13 protein-coding genes and 1 pseudogene are annotated in these 17,569 nt (G+C 71.6%); 11 read left to right on the top strand and 3 right to left on the bottom strand.

What is annotated here, in order from left to right:
• The 4 genes and pseudogenes from GWI24_RS22845 to GWI24_RS22830 all read left to right on the top strand — a co-directional run.
• A pseudogene (locus tag GWI24_RS22845) lies at positions 1-653 on the top strand (serine/threonine protein kinase); the annotation flags it as partial.
• 77 nt (positions 654-730) lie between these two features.
• A complete protein-coding gene (locus GWI24_RS22840; RefSeq protein ID WP_210947782.1) occupies positions 731-2,533 on the top strand; it encodes a serine/threonine-protein kinase in 1,803 nt (600 codons plus the stop codon).
• 88 nt (positions 2,534-2,621) lie between these two features.
• On the top strand, positions 2,622-4,232 hold the full coding sequence (locus GWI24_RS22835; RefSeq protein ID WP_210947781.1) for a succinic semialdehyde dehydrogenase: 1,611 nt from the start codon (positions 2,622-2,624) through the stop codon (positions 4,230-4,232).
• A gap of 25 nt (positions 4,233-4,257) precedes the next feature.
• Positions 4,258-6,120, top strand: coding sequence for a GMC oxidoreductase (locus tag GWI24_RS22830; protein ID WP_374103330.1), 1,863 nt, complete (start codon positions 4,258-4,260; stop codon positions 6,118-6,120).
• A 97-nt stretch (positions 6,121-6,217) separates the two neighbouring features.
• Here GWI24_RS22830 and GWI24_RS22825 read toward each other — a convergent pair whose 3' ends face one another.
• Positions 6,218-7,234, bottom strand: a complete 1,017-nt coding sequence (locus GWI24_RS22825; RefSeq protein WP_210947780.1) for an LAETG motif-containing sortase-dependent surface protein — start codon at positions 7,232-7,234, stop codon at positions 6,218-6,220.
• Positions 7,235-7,974: 740 nt separating this feature from the next.
• Positions 7,975-8,244, bottom strand: a complete 270-nt coding sequence (locus tag GWI24_RS22820) for a chorismate mutase (protein WP_020870573.1) — start codon at positions 8,242-8,244, stop codon at positions 7,975-7,977.
• 305 nt (positions 8,245-8,549) lie between these two features.
• Between GWI24_RS22820 and guaA the strand changes: the two genes are divergently transcribed.
• The 5 genes from guaA (at position 8,550) to GWI24_RS22795 (ending at position 13,814) form a co-directional block, all read left to right on the top strand.
• A complete protein-coding gene (gene guaA, locus GWI24_RS22815) occupies positions 8,550-10,136 on the top strand; it encodes a glutamine-hydrolyzing GMP synthase (RefSeq protein WP_210947779.1) in 1,587 nt (528 codons plus the stop codon).
• A gap of 139 nt (positions 10,137-10,275) precedes the next feature.
• Entirely contained in the window at positions 10,276-10,866 is a 591-nt protein-coding gene (locus GWI24_RS22810) for a Uma2 family endonuclease (RefSeq protein ID WP_161563573.1), read from the top strand.
• A 75-nt stretch (positions 10,867-10,941) separates the two neighbouring features.
• Positions 10,942-11,739, top strand: a complete 798-nt coding sequence (locus tag GWI24_RS22805) for a class II aldolase/adducin family protein (RefSeq protein ID WP_210947778.1) — start codon at positions 10,942-10,944, stop codon at positions 11,737-11,739.
• A gap of 105 nt (positions 11,740-11,844) precedes the next feature.
• Complete coding sequence (locus GWI24_RS22800; RefSeq protein ID WP_210947777.1) at positions 11,845-13,140, top strand: hypothetical protein; 1,296 nt, start codon at positions 11,845-11,847, stop codon at positions 13,138-13,140.
• 143 nt (positions 13,141-13,283) lie between these two features.
• Positions 13,284-13,814 carry a DoxX family protein gene (locus tag GWI24_RS22795; RefSeq protein ID WP_210947783.1) on the top strand — a complete coding sequence of 177 codons (531 nt, stop codon included), beginning with the start codon at positions 13,284-13,286 and terminating at the stop codon, positions 13,812-13,814.
• 78 nt (positions 13,815-13,892) lie between these two features.
• Here the strand turns inward: GWI24_RS22795 and GWI24_RS22790 are convergent, their stop codons facing one another.
• On the bottom strand, positions 13,893-15,761 hold the full coding sequence (locus GWI24_RS22790; protein WP_210947776.1) for a serine/threonine-protein kinase: 1,869 nt from the start codon (positions 15,759-15,761) through the stop codon (positions 13,893-13,895).
• Between the two features lie 125 nt (positions 15,762-15,886).
• Between GWI24_RS22790 and GWI24_RS22785 the strand changes: the two genes are divergently transcribed.
• Positions 15,887-17,197: a PspC domain-containing protein gene (locus GWI24_RS22785; RefSeq protein ID WP_247616749.1), complete on the top strand. Its 1,311-nt coding sequence runs from the start codon at positions 15,887-15,889 to the stop codon at positions 17,195-17,197.
• A gap of 140 nt (positions 17,198-17,337) precedes the next feature.
• Positions 17,338-17,565 (top strand): hypothetical protein, encoded by a 228-nt coding sequence (locus GWI24_RS22780; protein ID WP_210947774.1) that lies wholly within the window; start codon positions 17,338-17,340, stop codon positions 17,563-17,565.
• Positions 17,566-17,569 lie beyond the last annotated feature (4 nt).

The raw sequence follows: 17,569 nt of genomic DNA, 5'->3' as shown, positions 1-17,569 counted from the left end.
CCGCGGTGGTCGCGCTCGCCGGCGTGGCCGCGGGCGTCGTGGCGCTGCTGGACAACGGGGGCGGTGACGGCGACGCGGCGCTGGGCGGGCGTACGAGCCAGAGCGCCGACAAGGAGAGTTCGCGGAGCCCGAGCGCCCCCGAGAAGGCGCCGCAGCGACCCGTGAAGGACTCCGAGCCCACGGCGAGCCCGACGGACCGGATCCCCGACGGCTATGAGCTGGTCAAGGACCCGGTCGGCTTCTCGCTCGCCGTGCCCGAGGGGTTCGCCCGCGAGTACAAGGCGCCCCGGGTGTACTACAACTCGCCCGGTATGGAGTTCCGGATCGGCATCCACGTCCAGGAGCAGAGCCCCGAGGGCCCGCTCGGGCTCAGCCGTAAGGCGGACGCCAAGGGCCCGCAGGACTATCCGGGCTACCGCAGCGGCCAGGTCATCGAGACCGAGCACAACGGCCGCCCCGCCGCCCTGTGGGCGTTCATCTGGAACGGGTCCGCCGACGACGGCGGCTCACGGCAGACATACGACCTGAGCTGGAACGAAAACGGCAAAATGTACGACCTGTGGCTATCCGCCCCCGTGGGTGAGAAATCCCTGGGCAAGCGGCATTTCGACACCGCCGCCGCCACGTTCTCGCGCACCGGCGCGGAGAACTGAGCGACGTCGCAACGGCTTTGTCACGAGCGCCCACGGCGTCTCCACAGCGGTGCCGCCGACTGGGTAATGATGGGCGCATGACGAACGACGGGGGACGGGCGAACGAGCCCACCAGCTACAGCCTGCGGCCACCGCACGCTCCGGCCGCCCCGGTGCCGGCGCCGCAGCCGCCGCCCGAGGCGCCCGAAGCGCGTGAGGCGCCCCGGGGGTCCCAGCGGTCCCAGGGCTCCCAGCAGCCGGGCCAGGAGGCCGGGGCGGCGGGGCCGTCGCGGGGCGCGTACGAGCCGACGCGGTTCGCCGATCCGCGCGGCGGCGCCCAGCCGCCCGCCGGACAGCGGCCTGCCGGAGACCGGCCCACCGCGCAGGACCCGAGCAGCGGGCGGCTCGTCGGCGGCCGCTATCAGCTCGTCTCCCGCCTCGGCCACGGTGGTATGGGCACCGTCTGGCGGGCGCACGACCAGATCGTGGACCGCGATGTCGCGGTCAAGGAGCCGCGCGTCCCCGACCATCTCCCCGAGCGCGAGCGGCAGACCGTCTATCAGCGGATGGAGCGCGAGGCGCGCGCCGCGGCGCGGATCGACCACCCCTCCGTCGTCACCGTCCACGACGTGGTGGTCGAGAACGGCCGCCCCTGGATCGTGATGGAGCTGGTGCGCGGCCAGTCGCTGGGCGACCGGCTGATGGAGGGCACGCTGGATCCGCGCGAGGCGGCCCGGATCGGCCTCGCCGTGCTCGGCGCGCTGGCGGCGGCCCATGAGGCGGGCGTGCTGCACCGCGATGTGAAGCCGGACAATGTGCTGCTCGGCCGGAGCGACCGGGTGGTGCTCACCGACTTCGGCATCGCGCAGATCGAGGGCGAGCAGCGGCTCACCGAGACGGGCGGTTTCGTCGGCTCGCCCGAGTTCATCGCGCCCGAGCGGGTGCTGGGCCAGCGGCCGGGGCCGGAGTCCGACCTGTGGTCGCTCGGCGTCGTGCTGTACGCGGCCGTCGAGGGCATGTCGCCGTTCCGCCGCTCCCACGCCCCCGCGACCCTCCAGGCCGTGCTCGGCTCCGAACCGCAGGTCCCCGCGCGGGCCACCGGCCCGCTCGCCACGCTGATCATGCAACTGCTGCGCAAGGACCCGGCGATGCGCCCGGCGGCGCCCGAGGTGCGGCAGGCCCTGGAGGCGGCGGCGCGGGAGCCGCAGTCGGTGCCCACCATGCTCGCCACGGCCGGATACCCGCCGGGCGGCGGGCAGTCCACCGGCAGCCGCTTCGTGCCGCCGATCCTGCACAAGAACCGTAAGGCGCAACTCGGACTGGGCGGTCTGGTGCTGGTGGTGGCGGCCGCCCTGGCGCTCACGATCATGAAGCCGTTCTCCGGTGAGGGGCTGCCGCCGGGCTGGACGGTCCGGGAAGAGCGCGATGTCGTGGGCGCGTCCCTGGCCGTGCCGGGCGAGTACCGGCGGGTCCAGGACGACAGCGACTCGGACAACCCCGTGGTCACGTACTACGACCCCAGCGGTGTCTTCAGCGTCTCCCTGCGGCGTTCCACCCCCGACGGCGAGAACGACCCCGCGAACCTCGACGCGGCGGCGGACCAGATCGTGGCCTTCTACAAGGACGGCGGCGGGGCGACGGTCGAGGAGGCCAAGAGCGAGAAGGCCGGGTCGAAGCAGCAGGGGAAGGAGGCGCGGGACGTCACCACCTCCTATCTGCCGTACGGCACCAGCAGCAACAAGAACCCCATCCGGTATGTGAAGCGCGATCACCTCTACGTCAACAAGTCCAAGGTCGCCTGGGATCTGACGGTCTCCATGCCCGCCAACGGCGACGCCCAGAGGGACGGCGAGGAGCTCTACGAGCGGATCGTGCGGAATCTGAAGATCGACAAGCTCTGAGGGAGTTGGGCGGGTCCGCCGGGGCCGCGGGGCGAAAGTTGTTACCGCCGGGTACCCAAAGCCGCCGGGCGGGCCTACTCTCGCCCCCATGACGGACTCGCACATCACGCAGGGCGGCGCCGGCAACCCGGTCGCCCCCGAAGGCACCCGCACCGCCGCCGACGTCGTCACTCCCGAGCTGATCACCCGGCTCACCCGGGGTGTCGGCGGCAGCGGCACCACCGTCAGCCACACCCCGTTCACCGGGGAAGTCCTCGCCGCCGCCCTGCCCGAGTCCACCCCCGAGGACGTCGCCACCGCCTTTGAGAACGCCCGCGCCGCCCAGCGGGCCTGGGCCGCGACGCCCGTCCGCCGGCGCGCCGCCGTCCTCCTCCGCTTCCACGATCTGCTGCTGCGCCGCCAGCCGGAGATCCTGGATCTGATCCAGCTGGAGACCGGCAAGACCCGGCTGCACGCCCAGGAGGAGATCCAGGGTGTCGCCATCGTGGCCCGCCATTACGGCCGTAAGGCGCCCGCGTATCTGCGCCCCAAGGGGCATCTGGGCGCGGTGCCCACCCTCACCAAGGTCACCGAACTGCGCCAGCCACGCGGGGTCGTGGGCCTCATAGCGCCCTGGAACTACCCCCTCCAGCTCTCCGTGGGCGATGCGATCCCCGCCTTCGTGGCGGGCAACGCCGTGGTGATGAAGCCCGACACCGAGACCGCGCTGTCCGCCCTGTGGGCGCGCGAGCTCATGGTGGAGGCCGGACTTCCGGCCGGGGTGTGGCAGGTCGTGATCGGGGACGGCCCGGTGGTCGGCCCCGCCGTGGTCGAGCGCGCCGACTATGTCGCGTTCACCGGCTCCACCCGCACCGGCCGCGAGGTGGCCCAGGCCGCCGCCGCCCGACTGGTGGGCTGCTCCCTCGAACTCGGCGGTAAGAACGCCATGCTGGTGCTGCGCGACGCCGACCTCGCCCGCGCGGTCGACGGCGCGGTGCGCGGCAGCTTCGCCTCCGCCGGGCAGCTGTGCATCTCCATGGAGCGGCTGTATGTCCACGAGTCGATCGCGGACGACTTCCTGGAGCGCTTCGCGGCCCGTACGAAGGCCATGCGGCTCGGCACCGCCCTGGCGTACGGGGCGGAGATGGGCTCGCTCGTCTCGGAGCGCCAACTGGAGACCGTCACCCGCCATGTGGACGAGGCCGTCTCCAAGGGCGCCACGGTGCTCGCCGGCGGCCGCGCCCGCCCCGACATCGGCCCGTACTTCTACGAGCCGACCATCCTGGACGGCGTGGAGTCCCCGATGGCCGTCTGCACCGAGGAGACCTTCGGCCCGGTCGTCTCCGTCTACCGCTTCCGCGACGAGGGCGAGGCCATCGAGCGCGCCAACGCGACGTCCTACGGTCTGAACGCCAGCGTCTGGACCAAGGACGCCCGGCGCGGCCGCGCGATCGCCACCCGGCTCCGCGCGGGCACGGTCAACCTCAACGAGAGCTACGCCGCCGCCTTCGGCAGCGTCGCGTCTCCCATGGGCGGCATGGGCGACTCCGGACTCGGCCGCCGCCATGGCTCCGAGGGCATCCTCAGGTTCACCGAACCGCAGACGGTCGCCCAGCAGCGGCTGATGCCGCTCGGCCCGGCCTTCGGGATGACGGACGAGAAATACGCGGACTTCATGACCCGCAGCCTGCGTGCGCTCAAGGCACTGCGCCTGCGCTGACCAGCACATTTCAATGGAGGTACCAGTGTCAGGGGAGAAGTCTGCCCAAAAGCGGGCACAAGAGCCCGGCCACGAAGAGGACTTCGCAGGCGATCTCAACGCCCATGCCGACGATGGTGACTTCGACTACGACGTGATCGTGATCGGCTCGGGCTTCGGCGGATCGGTATCGGCCCTGCGCCTGACCGAGAAGGGCTATCGGGTCGGCGTCCTCGAGGCGGGCCGCCGGTTCACCCCCGAAACCCTGCCCAAGAGCTCCTGGGACCTCCGCAACTACCTCTGGGCCCCGGCCCTCGGCTGCTTCGGCATCCAGCGCATCCATGTGCTGGGCAAGGTCATGGTGCTGGCGGGCGCCGGGGTCGGGGGCGGCTCGCTCAACTACGCCAACACCCTCTACGTACCGCCCGAGCCGTTCTTCCGGGACCGCCAGTGGGGGCACATCACCGACTGGCAGGAGGAGCTGAGCCCGTACTACGACCAGGCGCGGCGGATGCTCGGGGCGCGCCTCAACCACACCCTCACCCCGTCCGACGTCCACCTCAAGGCGGCCGCCGAGAAGATGGGCGTGGGCGACACCTTCCATATGGCGCCCGTGGGCGTCTTCTTCGGGGACGGCCACGACGCCGACGGCACCACCAAGGCCGCGCCGGGCGGGGCCGTTCCCGATCCGTACTTCGGCGGCGCGGGCCCGTCCCGTAAGGCGTGCACGGAGTGCGGTGAGTGCATGACCGGCTGCCGCCACGGCGCCAAGAACACCCTCAATGAGAACTATCTCCACCTCGCCGAGCGGGCCGGAGCCGTGGTCCACCCGATGACGACCGTCGTCGCCCTGTGCGACGACCCGCATGGCGGCTATACGGTCACCACCGTCCCGACCGACAACCGCCGTAAGGGCAAGCCGAAGGCGCTGCGCTCCCGGTACGTCGTCCTCGCCGCCGGTACGTACGGCACCCAGACGCTGCTGCACACGATGCGGGACAAGGGGCTGCTGCCGCGCGTCTCGGAGCGGCTCGGCATCCTCACCCGCACCAACTCCGAGGCCCTGGTGGGCGCGCAGACCACCGACCGCCGCTACCGCCGCGCGCGGGGCGGGGAGGGGCGGGCGGACTTCACCCGGGGTGTCGCGATCACCTCGTCCATCCACCCGGACGAGAACACCCATATCGAGCCCGTCCGCTACGGCAAGGGCTCCAACGCGATGGGGATGCTCTCCATTCTGCAGATCCCTCACGGCGGACGTGTTCCGCGCTGGCTGCGCTTCCTTGGCGCCAACCTCCGGCATCCCACCCTGGCCGTGCGCTCGCTGTCCAACCGCCGCTGGTCGGAGCGGACCATCATCGGCCTGGTCATGCAGACGCACGACAACTCGCTGACCACCTACCGCAAGCCGAAGGGGCCGGGGAAGGGGCTGCTCACCGCCCGCCAGGGCCATGGCGAGCCCAACCCCGACCACATCCCCGAAGGCGCCGAGGCCGCCCGCCACATCGCCGACTCGATCAACGGCTTCGCGGGCAGCAACGTCGGCGAGCTCATGGGCACCCCGCTGACCGCCCACTTCCTCGGTGGCTGCCCGATCGGGGCGTCCCCGGAGGAAGGCGTCATCGACCCGTACCACCGGCTCTACGGCCATCCGGGCATCCATGTGGTCGACGGCGCCGCCGTCTCGGCCAATCTGGGCGTCAACCCGTCCCTGACCATCACGGCCCAGGCCGAGCGGGCGATGTCCCTGTGGCCCAACAAGGGCGAGTCCGACCCGCGCCCGGCCCCGGAGGCGCCGTACGAGCGCCTGCGGCCCGTCCCGCCGCGCAGCCCCGCCGTACCGGCGGACGCCTTCGGGGCGTTGAGGCTCCCGCTGCTGCCGGTGCCGAAGGTCCCGCCGCGCGCCTGAGCGCCGGGCAGCTGAGCGCTGGGCGCCTGAGCGCCGGGGCGCCGTACGGGCCGGAGACCAGCCCGTACGGCGCCCCTCAGAACCGTCGCGAGGACCGTCAGACCGTGGCGCGACGGCGACGGACCACGAAGACCGCGCCTCCGCCCGCGGCCATCGCCACACCGCCGATCACGGCGATCATCGGCAGCGCGGAGGAGGAACCCGTCTCGGCCAGGCTGCCCTTCGGGCTGATCTCCGTGTCGCCCTCCGGCTTGTGCGGCAGCGGCTTCTTGCCACCCTGCGGCTTCGGGTCGGCCGGGGGCACATGGCCCGGCTTCGAACCCGCCTTCAGCACGTCGAACTCGTAGTACTCACCGGTCGAGTAGACGCAGTTGCCCTCGTCGTCCGCGTACACGCCGACGCTGATGGCGTAGCCGAAGCCCTCGGGCGCGCTCTTGGCGACGCTCAGCCGGAGGTCGACCGTAAGGGTCTCGTGGGGGCGCACATCGGTGTAGCCGATGTAGCCGGAGCCCGGGTCGCTCTCGTCGGTGGAGATCGCCTTCCAGGCGCCGGACTCGGGGTCCTTGTACTGCAGGGTCAGGTACTTGCCCGTACCGTCCGGGGCGGACTCGTGCACGGTGCCCGCGAAGAGCCCGAAGTCGACCCGCTGGTAGCTGTGGTCCGACTCGTTCTTCACCTGGAACTTGAAGCCGTGGAAACCGCTGCCCGCCACGACCTTCGACGGCAGGCCGACCAGGGTCGTGCTGAGCTCCGGGTCCTCGTTGTAGTCCCCGTCGTCCGCGCACTCGCCGTCGCCCGGCTCCTCGGTCGAAGTCGGGGTCGGGGTCGGGGTGGCGGTCTCGGTCGGGGTGGACGAGGGAGTGCCGGAGGGGTCGCCGGGGGTCGGAGCCTGGGTGGCGCTCTTGGACGGCGCCGGGGTGGTCGGCGTGGCCTTGTCGGTCGGGGTCTCCGACGGCGCCGGGTCCGACGGCGACTGCGTCACGGTCTCGGAGGCGGACGGCGACGGGCTCTCGCTCGGCGGCGTCTCCGCGAAGGCAGCGGGGGCCGCGAGAAGCGCGGCGGGGGCTATGGCGGCCGTCGCTGCGGCAGCCGCCAGGGCGCGGCGAAGCTTCATGAAGACCTCTCTGGGTCCGTACGCATCGCCGTGGTGGGCGATACGCGTGTGGAAGGCCGTCGCGGTGGGGCGCGGGATGGCCGTGCGTTTGCACGTACATGACCAGGCGAATGGCCGAAAGGTTGCCTTCACGGTTGCTCACAGAATGGTCACAGAATCCGCGACGGGCGCCCGGCCTCGCACGTCATCACCCGTACGGCGCGTGACCGGCCCGCGCGCGGGCTCGTTGTGCCCGGTGCCGCGCCAGCCAGGAGCGGCCCGGAAAATCCACGCGTGGCTCAGATCCGCCGCAGCGATGAGACGCGGCCCCTGTGGTGATTCAGGCGGCCCGTCGTGGGACCTCGCTTCGGCGAGGTGACCGGTCGGCAGGGGACAGCAGCCCGGTCACCACCTAAGGGCGGTCGGCCCCGGGGACGCCTGGGGCCGACCGTATCCGGTCGAAACGGTTGCGCCCGGCGCTCCGCATCCACCACGATGCTGAGAGGGAAAACGCCCCCGGTCACACCCCGACATTGGTCCGACCACGCGGGCGTACGCCGTCCAGACACCCCTGGCATACGGGCCCCCGAAATCCAGCGGCGCACCCCCCGGCGCCGCCTCTCAGCACCGGCGCTGCCCTGACGCCGGTGCTGACCGCCTAGGGCCCCGGGGGCGCCCGCCCCGCTCGGGCGCTCCCGGGGCCCTTCGCCTGTCCGTGTCCGCTGTCCGCGTCGGCTGTCGTGGCCGCGAGGGCGGAGGGATCAGACCCGGCCCCGGCACAGCTCCAGAAGCGTCATGGCGAGCGTCGTACCGGGCTTGCCCAGCCGCTGCCGGTAGCGGTCGAGGATCTCCATCTCGCGAGAGAGGTGCACCCGTCGCCCGCCCGCCGCGATCCGTGCCTCCTGGACGGTGGCCGAGACGGCCATCCGCTCCCGGACGAGATCGAGGATCTGCCCGTCGAGGGCGTCGATCCGCTCCCGCGCGGTGCCGATCACATGGGCGGCCTCTGTGGCCGAAACGCTGCTGCTCATGTCCGTATCTCCTGGTCCGTGTCGCGGAGCCCCGGAGTCCGGCCAAGACCCGGAAGAAACGACAGAGCGCCCCGGGCCTTTGCCGGCCCGGGGCGCCTGGGAAGTCGCTGTCAGTGTTTACGCAGCACGACCATGGCAGCCGGACGGGCCGGTGCCATAGGTAAAGACGAAGGTCATGCGCGTGGACATGGCGTCGATTATGGGCCCGTTAGAATCGAAAGTCCAAACCTGCGGTCCCGCCCCGAAGCCGTGGCCCCGCCGCAGCCTGTTCCACCGCACGCCACCACCGCCGGAAGGCCGCCGAAGTGCCATCAGCGTCCCCTGCTGCCGCCCCCGACACCGTCCTGGTCGTCGACTTCGGCGCGCAGTACGCCCAGCTCATCGCCCGCAGGGTCCGTGAGGCCCGGGTCTACAGCGAGATCGTTCCGTCCACCATGCCGGTGGCCGAGATGCTCGCCAAGAACCCCAAGGCGATCATCCTCTCCGGCGGCCCCTCGTCGGTCTACGCCGAGGGCGCGCCCACGCTCGACCGCGCGATCTTCGAGGCGGGGGTCCCGGTCTTCGGCATGTGCTACGGCTTCCAGCTGATGGCCACGGCGCTCGGCGGCACGGTGGACAACACCGGGGCGCGGGAGTACGGCCGTACGGCGCTCACCGTCACCAAGCAGGGCTCGACGCTCTTCGCGGGCACCCCCGAGGAGCAGCAGGTGTGGATGTCGCACGGCGACGCCTGCTCCGAGGCCCCCGAGGGCTTCACCGTCACCGCGTCCACCGATGTGGTGCCGGTCGCGGCCTTCGAATGCGATGAGCGCAGGCTGTACGGCGTGCAGCACCACCCCGAGGTGATGCACTCCACCCACGGCCAGCAGGTGCTGGAGCACTTCCTCTACCGGGGCGCCGGCCTGGAGCCCACCTGGACCACCAGCAATGTGGTCGAGGAGTCCGTGGCCGCGATCCGGGAGCAGGTCGGCACCAAGCGCGCGATCTGCGGGCTGTCCGGCGGTGTGGACTCCGCCGTGGCCGCCGCCCTCGTCCAGAAGGCCATCGGCGACCAGCTGACCTGCGTCTACGTGGACCACGGGCTGATGCGCAAGGGCGAGTCCGAGCAGGTCGAGAAGGACTTCGTGGCGGCCACCGGCGTGCAGCTGAAGGTCGTCGAGGCCGAGGAGCGCTTCCTTACCGCGCTCGCCGGGGTGTCCGACCCCGAGGAGAAGAGGAAGATCATCGGCCGGGAGTTCATCCGGGTCTTCGAGCAGGCGCAGGCCGAGCTGGTGGCCGAGGCGGGCGCGGCCGGTGAGGACGTGGAGTTCCTGGTCCAGGGCACCCTCTACCCCGATGTCGTGGAGTCCGGCGGCGGCACCGGCACGGCCAACATCAAGTCCCACCACAATGTGGGCGGGCTGCCCGACGACATCGAGTTCCAGCTGGTCGAGCCGCTGCGCCGGCTGTTCAAGGACGAGGTGCGGATGGTCGGCCAGGAGCTCGGCCTGCCGGACGAGATCGTCCACCGGCAGCCCTTCCCGGGCCCCGGCCTGGGCATCCGTATCGTCGGCGAGGTCACCAAGGAGCGCCTGGACCTGCTGCGCGAGGCCGACGCCATCGCCCGCGAGGAGCTGACCGCCGCCGGTCTGGACCGCGACATCTGGCAGTGCCCGGTGGTCCTGCTCGCCGACGTCCGCTCGGTCGGCGTCCAGGGCGACGGCCGCACCTACGGCCACCCGATCGTGCTGCGCCCGGTCTCCTCGGAGGACGCGATGACGGCGGACTGGTCGCGGCTGCCGTACGACGTGCTGTCGCGGATCTCCACCCGCATCACCAACGAGGTGGACCAGATCAACCGGGTGGTGCTGGACATCACCAGCAAGCCGCCCGGCACCATCGAGTGGGAGTGACCGCCGCGCTCCCTCCGGGTCGGATGGTCATCTGATCGTCAAACGCCTACGCCGTCGCTCATTCGTTTGGGTGGCGGCGTCGGCGTTCGGGCTGGGTACGCTGGCCCTACGGCCAAGAATCCCGTCCATGGGAGAAACCATGACCGCTGAGCCGCCGCACACCACCTCGTGGCCGATGCCGCCGCTGGATGGCTACACCGTGGACGATTTGCTGACGCTGCCCGATCTCCCGCCGCATACCGAATTGATCGACGGGAGTCTGGTTTTCGTGAGTCCGCAGCGCTACTTCCACAGCGTCGTGATTGATCTGCTGGTGAGCGGGCTGCGTCAGACTGTGCGGCCTGACCTGCGAATCGCACGCGAGATGACTGTGGTGATCGACAAGCGCAACGGCCCGGAACCGGACATCGCGGTCGTGCGTGCCGAAGCCGTGCGGAGCCGTGAACAGACCTATTTCGAGGTCGGCGATGTGATCCTGGCCGTCGAGGTGGTCTCTCCCGAGTCCGAGGCCCGGGACCACGACACCAAGCCGCACAAGTACGCCAACGCGGGTATCCCGCACTTCTGGCGCGTCGAGATGACCAACACGGACGCACGCCCCGTGGTCCATGTCTTCGAGCTTGACGAAGAAAAGCGCGTCTACCGGTCCACCGGACTCCACCACAACCAGCTCAAGCTCTCGGTGCCCTTCACCATCGACATCGACCTCACCGAGATCGACCACCTGTAGCGGGCCCTGACTCTGGCCTCCTGCGATACCCAGAGGTAGCTTCCGCTCCAGCACACCTGAGGAGCGGAGCTGCCGATGACGAACCAGCCGCAGACCCCCACCCCGATACCGACCGACCAGCTGCGGTTCACCATGCCCCCGCAGCACACCTCCCACCACGACGAGCGCCGCTATCGCAAGGAGCGGCTGGCGGCGGCGCTGCGCCTGTTCGGGCGGTTCGGGTACGAGGAGGGGGTCGCGGGCCACATCACCGTGCGGGACCCGGAGTTCACCGACTGCTACTGGGTGAATCCGTTCGGCACGCCCTTCGGCCACATCACCGTGAGCGATCTGCTCCTCGTCAATCAGGCGGGCCAGGTGGTCGAGGGGCGGGCCCACGTCAACCAGGCGGCCTTCGTCGTTCACTCTTCCGTGCATCAGGCGCGGCCGGACGTCGTGGCCGTCGCGCACAGCCGCTCGGTGCACGGCCGCGCGCTGGCCGCGCTCGGTGAGCCGCTGGAGCCGATCACCCAGGAGGTCTGCGCCTTCTTCGAGGACCACGCGGTCTACGGGGGCACCACGGGGGTCGTCGTGGACGAGGAGGAGGGGCGCGCGATCGCCGCCGCGCTCGGCGGCCACAAGGCCCTCATCCTGCGCAATCGCGGTCTGCTGACGGTCGGGGACTCGGTCGACGCGGCCGCGTGGTGGTTCATCACGATGGAGCGGGCCGCCCAGGTTCAGCTGACCGCCAAGGCGTCGGGCAAGCCGGTGCCCATCGACTACGCCGACGCGATGCGGACGCGTGAGCAGCTCGGAAACGATCTTGTGGCGTGGATCAACTATCAACCTCTGTATCTGCAGATCACCCGCGATGAGCCGGACCTGCTGAGCTGACACCCTCCGCGGTGCGGCACAATCCCCTCTCAACACATGACAGTTGGGCGGTGCCGTGCGAACCCACGGTCCCGTACGGAACGAGTGAACGACGGAGCGACCCGCGTGGCGGTGGAGCAGGCGGAGAACGCCACGACGGCAGAAGGACAGCACCCGCATGGGCACCCGCACGGCCACAAGGGCTGTGAATGCCCTCAGGGGGCCCGTGAGGGCCACCGGAGGGCCGTGGCCACGTTCGTGGCCCTGCGGGAGCGTTTCGCGGCCGGAGAGGGCCTTCCCAAGGCTCTCGCCCACTCGGCCGGGGCGTCCCGGCAGTGGGTCTCGGACGAGCTGGCCCACGCGGCCCGCTCGGTGGCCGACAGCGGCCGCGCCGAGACCTCGGCCTGGCGCCACCGGGTGTGGCTGCGCACGGTTTTCGTGGTGTGGGGCGCGGCCGGAGCGCTGCTGATCGGCCAGTTGGCCACGGCGATCGGCGCGGGCTGGTCGGTCGCGCGGACGGCCGGGCTCACCGCCGCCGTGATCACCGCCGCGCTGCTGACCCTCACCGCCCGGCTGCACCGCGCGGACGGCGGCCCGCTCGCCCCGCTCGTCGGCGAGGACAACCGCCTCTCGACCTCCCGTACCGTCGCCGCCGCCTGGCTGCTGATCGCGGTCTTCGCGGTGCTGGTGCTCGGCGTCGAGCTGGCCGTGGCCCCCGGCGACCGGCAGCGGCTGACCGATGGGCTCGCCCTCGGCCACACCGCCGGGCTCCTTACGGTCGCCGCGTTGACGTGTGTGGCCGCGGTGCTGGCACGGCTCGTCGTGGCGGCCCGGGTGCGGGCGCAGCGGCTCCAGAAGGTGCGGGCCGCGCGCCCGCGCGCCGCCGATCTGCTGACCGACGACGCGGGCCGCGGCAGCTTCGCCGATGTGCAGTACATCGTCGTCCACACCGTGGCCCTCGTCTTCACCGCGGTCCGCCTCGCCCGCGAGCCGTGGCGGCTGCCCGATGTGCCGTGGGGCCTGGCGCTGCTGGCGGCGGTGTCGGTGGTGATGTACCTGACCGGGAAGTACGCGGAGGGCGGCCGCCCGACCGTGCTGTCCGTCGTACGGGTCCTCCCCGAGGCGGGCGCCATCGACCGCGACGCCCCGATCCGCACCGGTGACGACATCGAGATCCGCGGCAGCGGCTTCGTCCCGCCGGGCGCCCAGGACCCGGACCGGCTGGCCAAGCTGGTGGTCCGCATCGGCGCGGTGCACGTCCATGTCCCGCTGGTCCCGGTGGCCGGGGGCTTCAGCAGCCCCACGGACACCGCGCTCACCGTGCCGGTCCCGGTGGACGTGGAGCCGGGCCGGGTGGATGTGCAGGTCGTGACGGCCTCGGGGGCGGAGACCAACCGCTATCCCATCGATGTCATGGACTGAGTCGTTCCGGTCGGCCGCTCCGTATGGTTTCGTCGAACACGCAACTAATCGGCGGCGTGACGGGAGAGGCGGGCGGCATGAGACACGCGGATCGTATGGCCGGTTCGGGCACGGCGGGCAGTGGTGGCGGCAGCGTGCACGGTATGGGCGGGGTGGGTGGCGTGAGCGGCATAGGCGGGCAGCAGCAGCCGGTGGGGATCAGGGCCACCGCCGGCCGTTACGCGCTGCTGCCGCTGCGGATCTTCCTCGGCGTCACCTTCGTCTACGCCGGTATCGACAAGCTCACCGACTCGGCCTTCCTGTCCGACTCGGGCTCGGGCTCGATCGGCGAGCTGATGCGCCAGGTGCGGGACAGCTCGGCCGTGCCATGGCTGGTCGACCAGGCCCTCAAGGACCCCACCGCCTTCGGCTACGCGATGGCCTACGGCGAACTGGCCGTCGGCCTCGGCATCCTGGTGGGCCTCCTCTCCCGCCTGGCCGCCTTCGGCGGCGCGCTGATCTCGCTGAGCCTGTGGCTCACCGTCAGCTGGCAGTCGGACCCGTACTACTACGGCAACGACCTGGCCTATCTGATGGCGTGGCTGCCGCTGGTGCTGGCCGGGGCGCCGTATCTCTCCCTGGATGTCGCCATCTCCCGGCGCCGCCGCCGGCAGGGCTCGCAGCTCTTCACGTAGCCCGCGGCTCTCGCGGGAGGCGCGTCTCTTCGCGGGGCGCGCCTCTTCACGCGGGGCGTGCCCCCGGGCCTCGCCCCGTCATTTGGTGATGCGGAAGCCGTCCCGGACCTCGTCGAAGATCGGCCGGTAGGTGCTCCAGTCCGCGTCCGGGGCGCTCAGGTAGATCGCGTACTCCTTGTCGCCCTCATTGCCGAAGCCGAGGTCGATCGCGCGGAACATCCGGACCTCGCCGCGGAATTTGAACTCCCAGACCGCGGCGGGCATGCCCTGGTACTTCGTCTCCTGCAGCCGCAACCGCTCGTAGATCGGGTACTCCTTCTTGTCCTTGAACGCGACCTCGAGGTCCTCGAAGTGCTGGACCTGGTTGCCGGAGGCGAAGTCCAGGACGTTGATCCTGAAACCGGCCAGCCCGTTGGGGTCGAGGTAGCGGACCTCCTGGGTGCGGTCGACCGTGTTGCCGTCGGGGTCGTTCTGCTCCTGGCGGGTCCAGCCGTCGGGGATGGGGAGGGAGAAGCCGAACTTCTTCTCCTTGACGATGTGGTAGCCGGACGGCGGGGTGTACGGCTTGGTCACCGGGGCCGACGGGTTGCCCGTGGCGGAGGACCCCCCGCCGTTCCCCCCGCCGTTGTCGTGGTCGAGGCCGAACACATAGATGCCGCCCGCCACGGCCACGACCGCCAGGGAGGTCGCCGCGGCGGTCCACACCGCCTTACGGCTCTTGCGCGCCGGTGCGGGGGCGGGCGGGGGCGGCGGCGTCTGGGTGGTCATGGACGGCGTCGACGCGGTGAACGGCGTGGCGGTGGGCGGGGTGTGCTGCGCGCCGGGCGTGTTCCCGGTGCCCGGGGTGTGCGAGGGAAGCCGTGGGTCCGATGCGTGCGGTGTGCTCGGAGTATGCGAAGTGTTCAGCGGGTTGTGCGGAGTGCTCGTCGCGTTGTGCGGAGTACTCGGTGTGTGGGTCGTGTGTTGATACGGGGTCGGTGTCGTGGGCGCGTTCGGCGCGGAGTGCGCGTCCGTGCCCGTGGTCCGGTCCGTGCCGGGCTCCCGCCGCGTCGACAGGTTCATGGTCGCGTCGAGCGGCGGATTCGTGGTGGTCGTATCGAGCGGCGGGGTCCGCAGCGAGGACGTCTCGGGCTCCGAGGCCGGGAGCCGCAGCGCCCGTTCGGTCTCCTCGGCCGTGGGCCGCAGCTCCGGCTCCTTGGCCAGCAGGCTCTCGATCAACGGGGTCAGCGCGCCCGCCCGTTTGGGCGGGTCCAGCGGATCGACGGCGATCGCGTAACCCGTCTCGATCGCCGTGGCCTTGCGGAACGGCGGCCGCCCCTCGACCGCCTGATAGAGCGTCGCCCCCAGCGCCCAGAGGTCCGACGCGGGGCCGGGCTTGCGGCCCCTGACCCGCTCGGGCGCGATGTAGTCGATGGAGCCGACGACCTCGCCGGTCTTGGTCAGCGTCGAGGTGCCGGTGGCCATGGCGATGCCGAAGTCCGTGAGCACGACCCGGCCTTCGAGGCCGAGGAGCACATTGCCGGGCTTGACGTCCCGGTGCAGCACCCCGGCCGCGTGCGCGGCGCGCAGCGCGGCGATCATGCCGCGGCCGATGCGGGCGGCCTCGTCGGGCGAGACGCGTCCCCCGTCCTTCAGCAGGTCGGCGAGGGTCGTGGAGGGCACGTACTCCATGACGATGCACGGCAGTCCGTGGTGGTCCACCACGTCGTGGACCACGACCACGTTGGGGTGGGTGATGCGGGCCGCGCTGCGCGCCTCGCGGCGGGTGCGTTCGTGCAGGGTCGTCAGTTCGTCCTCGGCGAGGTGCGGAGAGACATAGAGCTCCTTGACCGCGACCTGGCGGCCCAGCAGTTCGTCCTCCGCGCGCCACACCGTGCCCATGCCACCACGGCCGATCTTCTCGACCAGGCGGTAACGTCCGGCTATCAGGTGGCCTTCGTCCGACACCGCTTTCCCCTCCCCGCACACGTTCGATGCGACACGATAGCCGCCGTGACCCCCGGGGAGATCTCAGGGAAGACCTAGGGGCATGCCGGATGTCGCGACTACGGCCCTGTTGTCACCATGGACGCATGACCGAAGCACCCACCGTGGCGGACGAGGCCGGGGCCGCGTCCGGTTCCCGCCTGTCACAGACGCCTCTTCGGCGCAGTCGTGACCATAAGGTGATCTCGGGGGTCTGCGGAGGGCTCGGCCGCTACTGCGATCTGGACCCGGTGATCTTCCGGGTGGTGCTGTCGGTGCTGGCCGTCGCGGGCGGTCTCGGTCTGATCGTGTACGGGTTCTGCTGGCTGCTGATCCCGTTCCACGGCGAGGACGAGAACGAGGGGCGCAGGCTGCTCTCGGGCCGGGTCGAGGGCCCCGGGCTGACGGCGGTGCTGGTGGCGCTGGTGGGCTGTGGGCTCTTCCTGTCGATGCTCAACAACGGCGGCGTCATGTACTTCTCGTTCATGCTCGCCCTCGCGGCGGCCGGTGCGGGCTATTGGTCGCACCACCGGCGGCAGGCGGAGAGCGTGGGCGCGGTGGACGCGGCCACGGCCCAGGCCGTCGCCGACGCGCCGCCCGAGACCAAGGCGCCGCCCACGCGCGGCGGCCCCGGCCCGTCGTGGTGGCGCGACCCGATCGTCAAGGACGGCACGACCGGGCCGCTCGGCGCCGGGGCCGGGGCGCGGACCGGCTATCTGTGGGGGCCGGACGACGGCCCGTACGACAAGCGGGAGGCGAAGGCCGAGCGGGCGCGCCGGGTGCCGGACCGGGCGTCGATCGGCGGCTGGGCCTTCCTGGTGGCGGTCGCCGCCGCCGTGGTGGGGGCGCGGGCGGGGTGGTCCTCGCAGCCGCTGGGCACCAGCCTCGAGATCGGGTTCGCCTGCGCGCTGGGCGTCTTCGGGCTCGCCCTCGTCATCAGCTCCCGCTGGGGGCGGGCCGGTGGCGGCACGGTGTTCCTCGCGCTGCTGACGAGCGCGCTGCTGGCGGGCGCGGCCGCCCTCCCCGATGCCGTCACCCCCGACTGGGCCCGGCGCACTTGGGCCCCGACCTCGGTGGCGTCGCTGCGCGACGGCTATGAGCTGGGCGGCGGCGTCGCCGAGTTGAAGCTGGACCGGCTGCCGCTGGAAGCGGGCAGCTCCATCGCCGGCCGGGTGGAGATGGGCGCGGGCAAGCTCGCCGTGACGGTGCCGCGCGACGCCCGGGTGAGGCTGGACATCGAGGTCGGGATCGGCGACATCTGGCTGCCGGGCGAGAAGCGGGACAAGCACAACGTCGACATCGGCCCGGGCCGGGAGCGCAAGCTCACCCTGGAGCCGGTGGGCGGCGGCAAGGCCGAGGGCACGGTCTCGCTGAAGCTGGAGATGGGGCTGGGTGCGGTGGAGGTGAAGCGCTCATGACGCGGCGTTCGTTCGGTCATCGGTTCGACGATGGGGCCGACCATCGGTTCGGCGATCGGGTCGGTCATCGGTTCGGCGATCGGTCCGGGCATCGGTTCGGTCATCGGTCCGATCACTCGCGCGGTCCCTCGCTGGGGCACGTGTCCCCCGACCGGTCCCGCCATCCGTTCGAGCCGGGCAAGCTGGTGGCCGGGCTGGTGATCCTGGGCGTGGCCGCCGCGTACGGGATGGACGCGGCAGGGGAGTGGGACGTCCGCCCTGAGATCGCCCTCCCGACCCTCCTGTGCGGCCTCTGCGTCGCGGCCCTGACCTCGGCCCTCACGTACGCGTTCCGCCGCCGGTCGGGCAGGGCGACGCCGGAGGACTGACGGG

Origin of the sequence: Streptomyces sp. MK37H (assembly GCF_018035285.1) — a bacterium.
Classification (GTDB): domain Bacteria; phylum Actinomycetota; class Actinomycetes; order Streptomycetales; family Streptomycetaceae; genus Streptomyces; species Streptomyces endocoffeicus.
The sequence above is the reverse complement of the archived record's forward strand: the minus strand, read 5'-3'. Positions and strand labels throughout refer to the sequence as shown.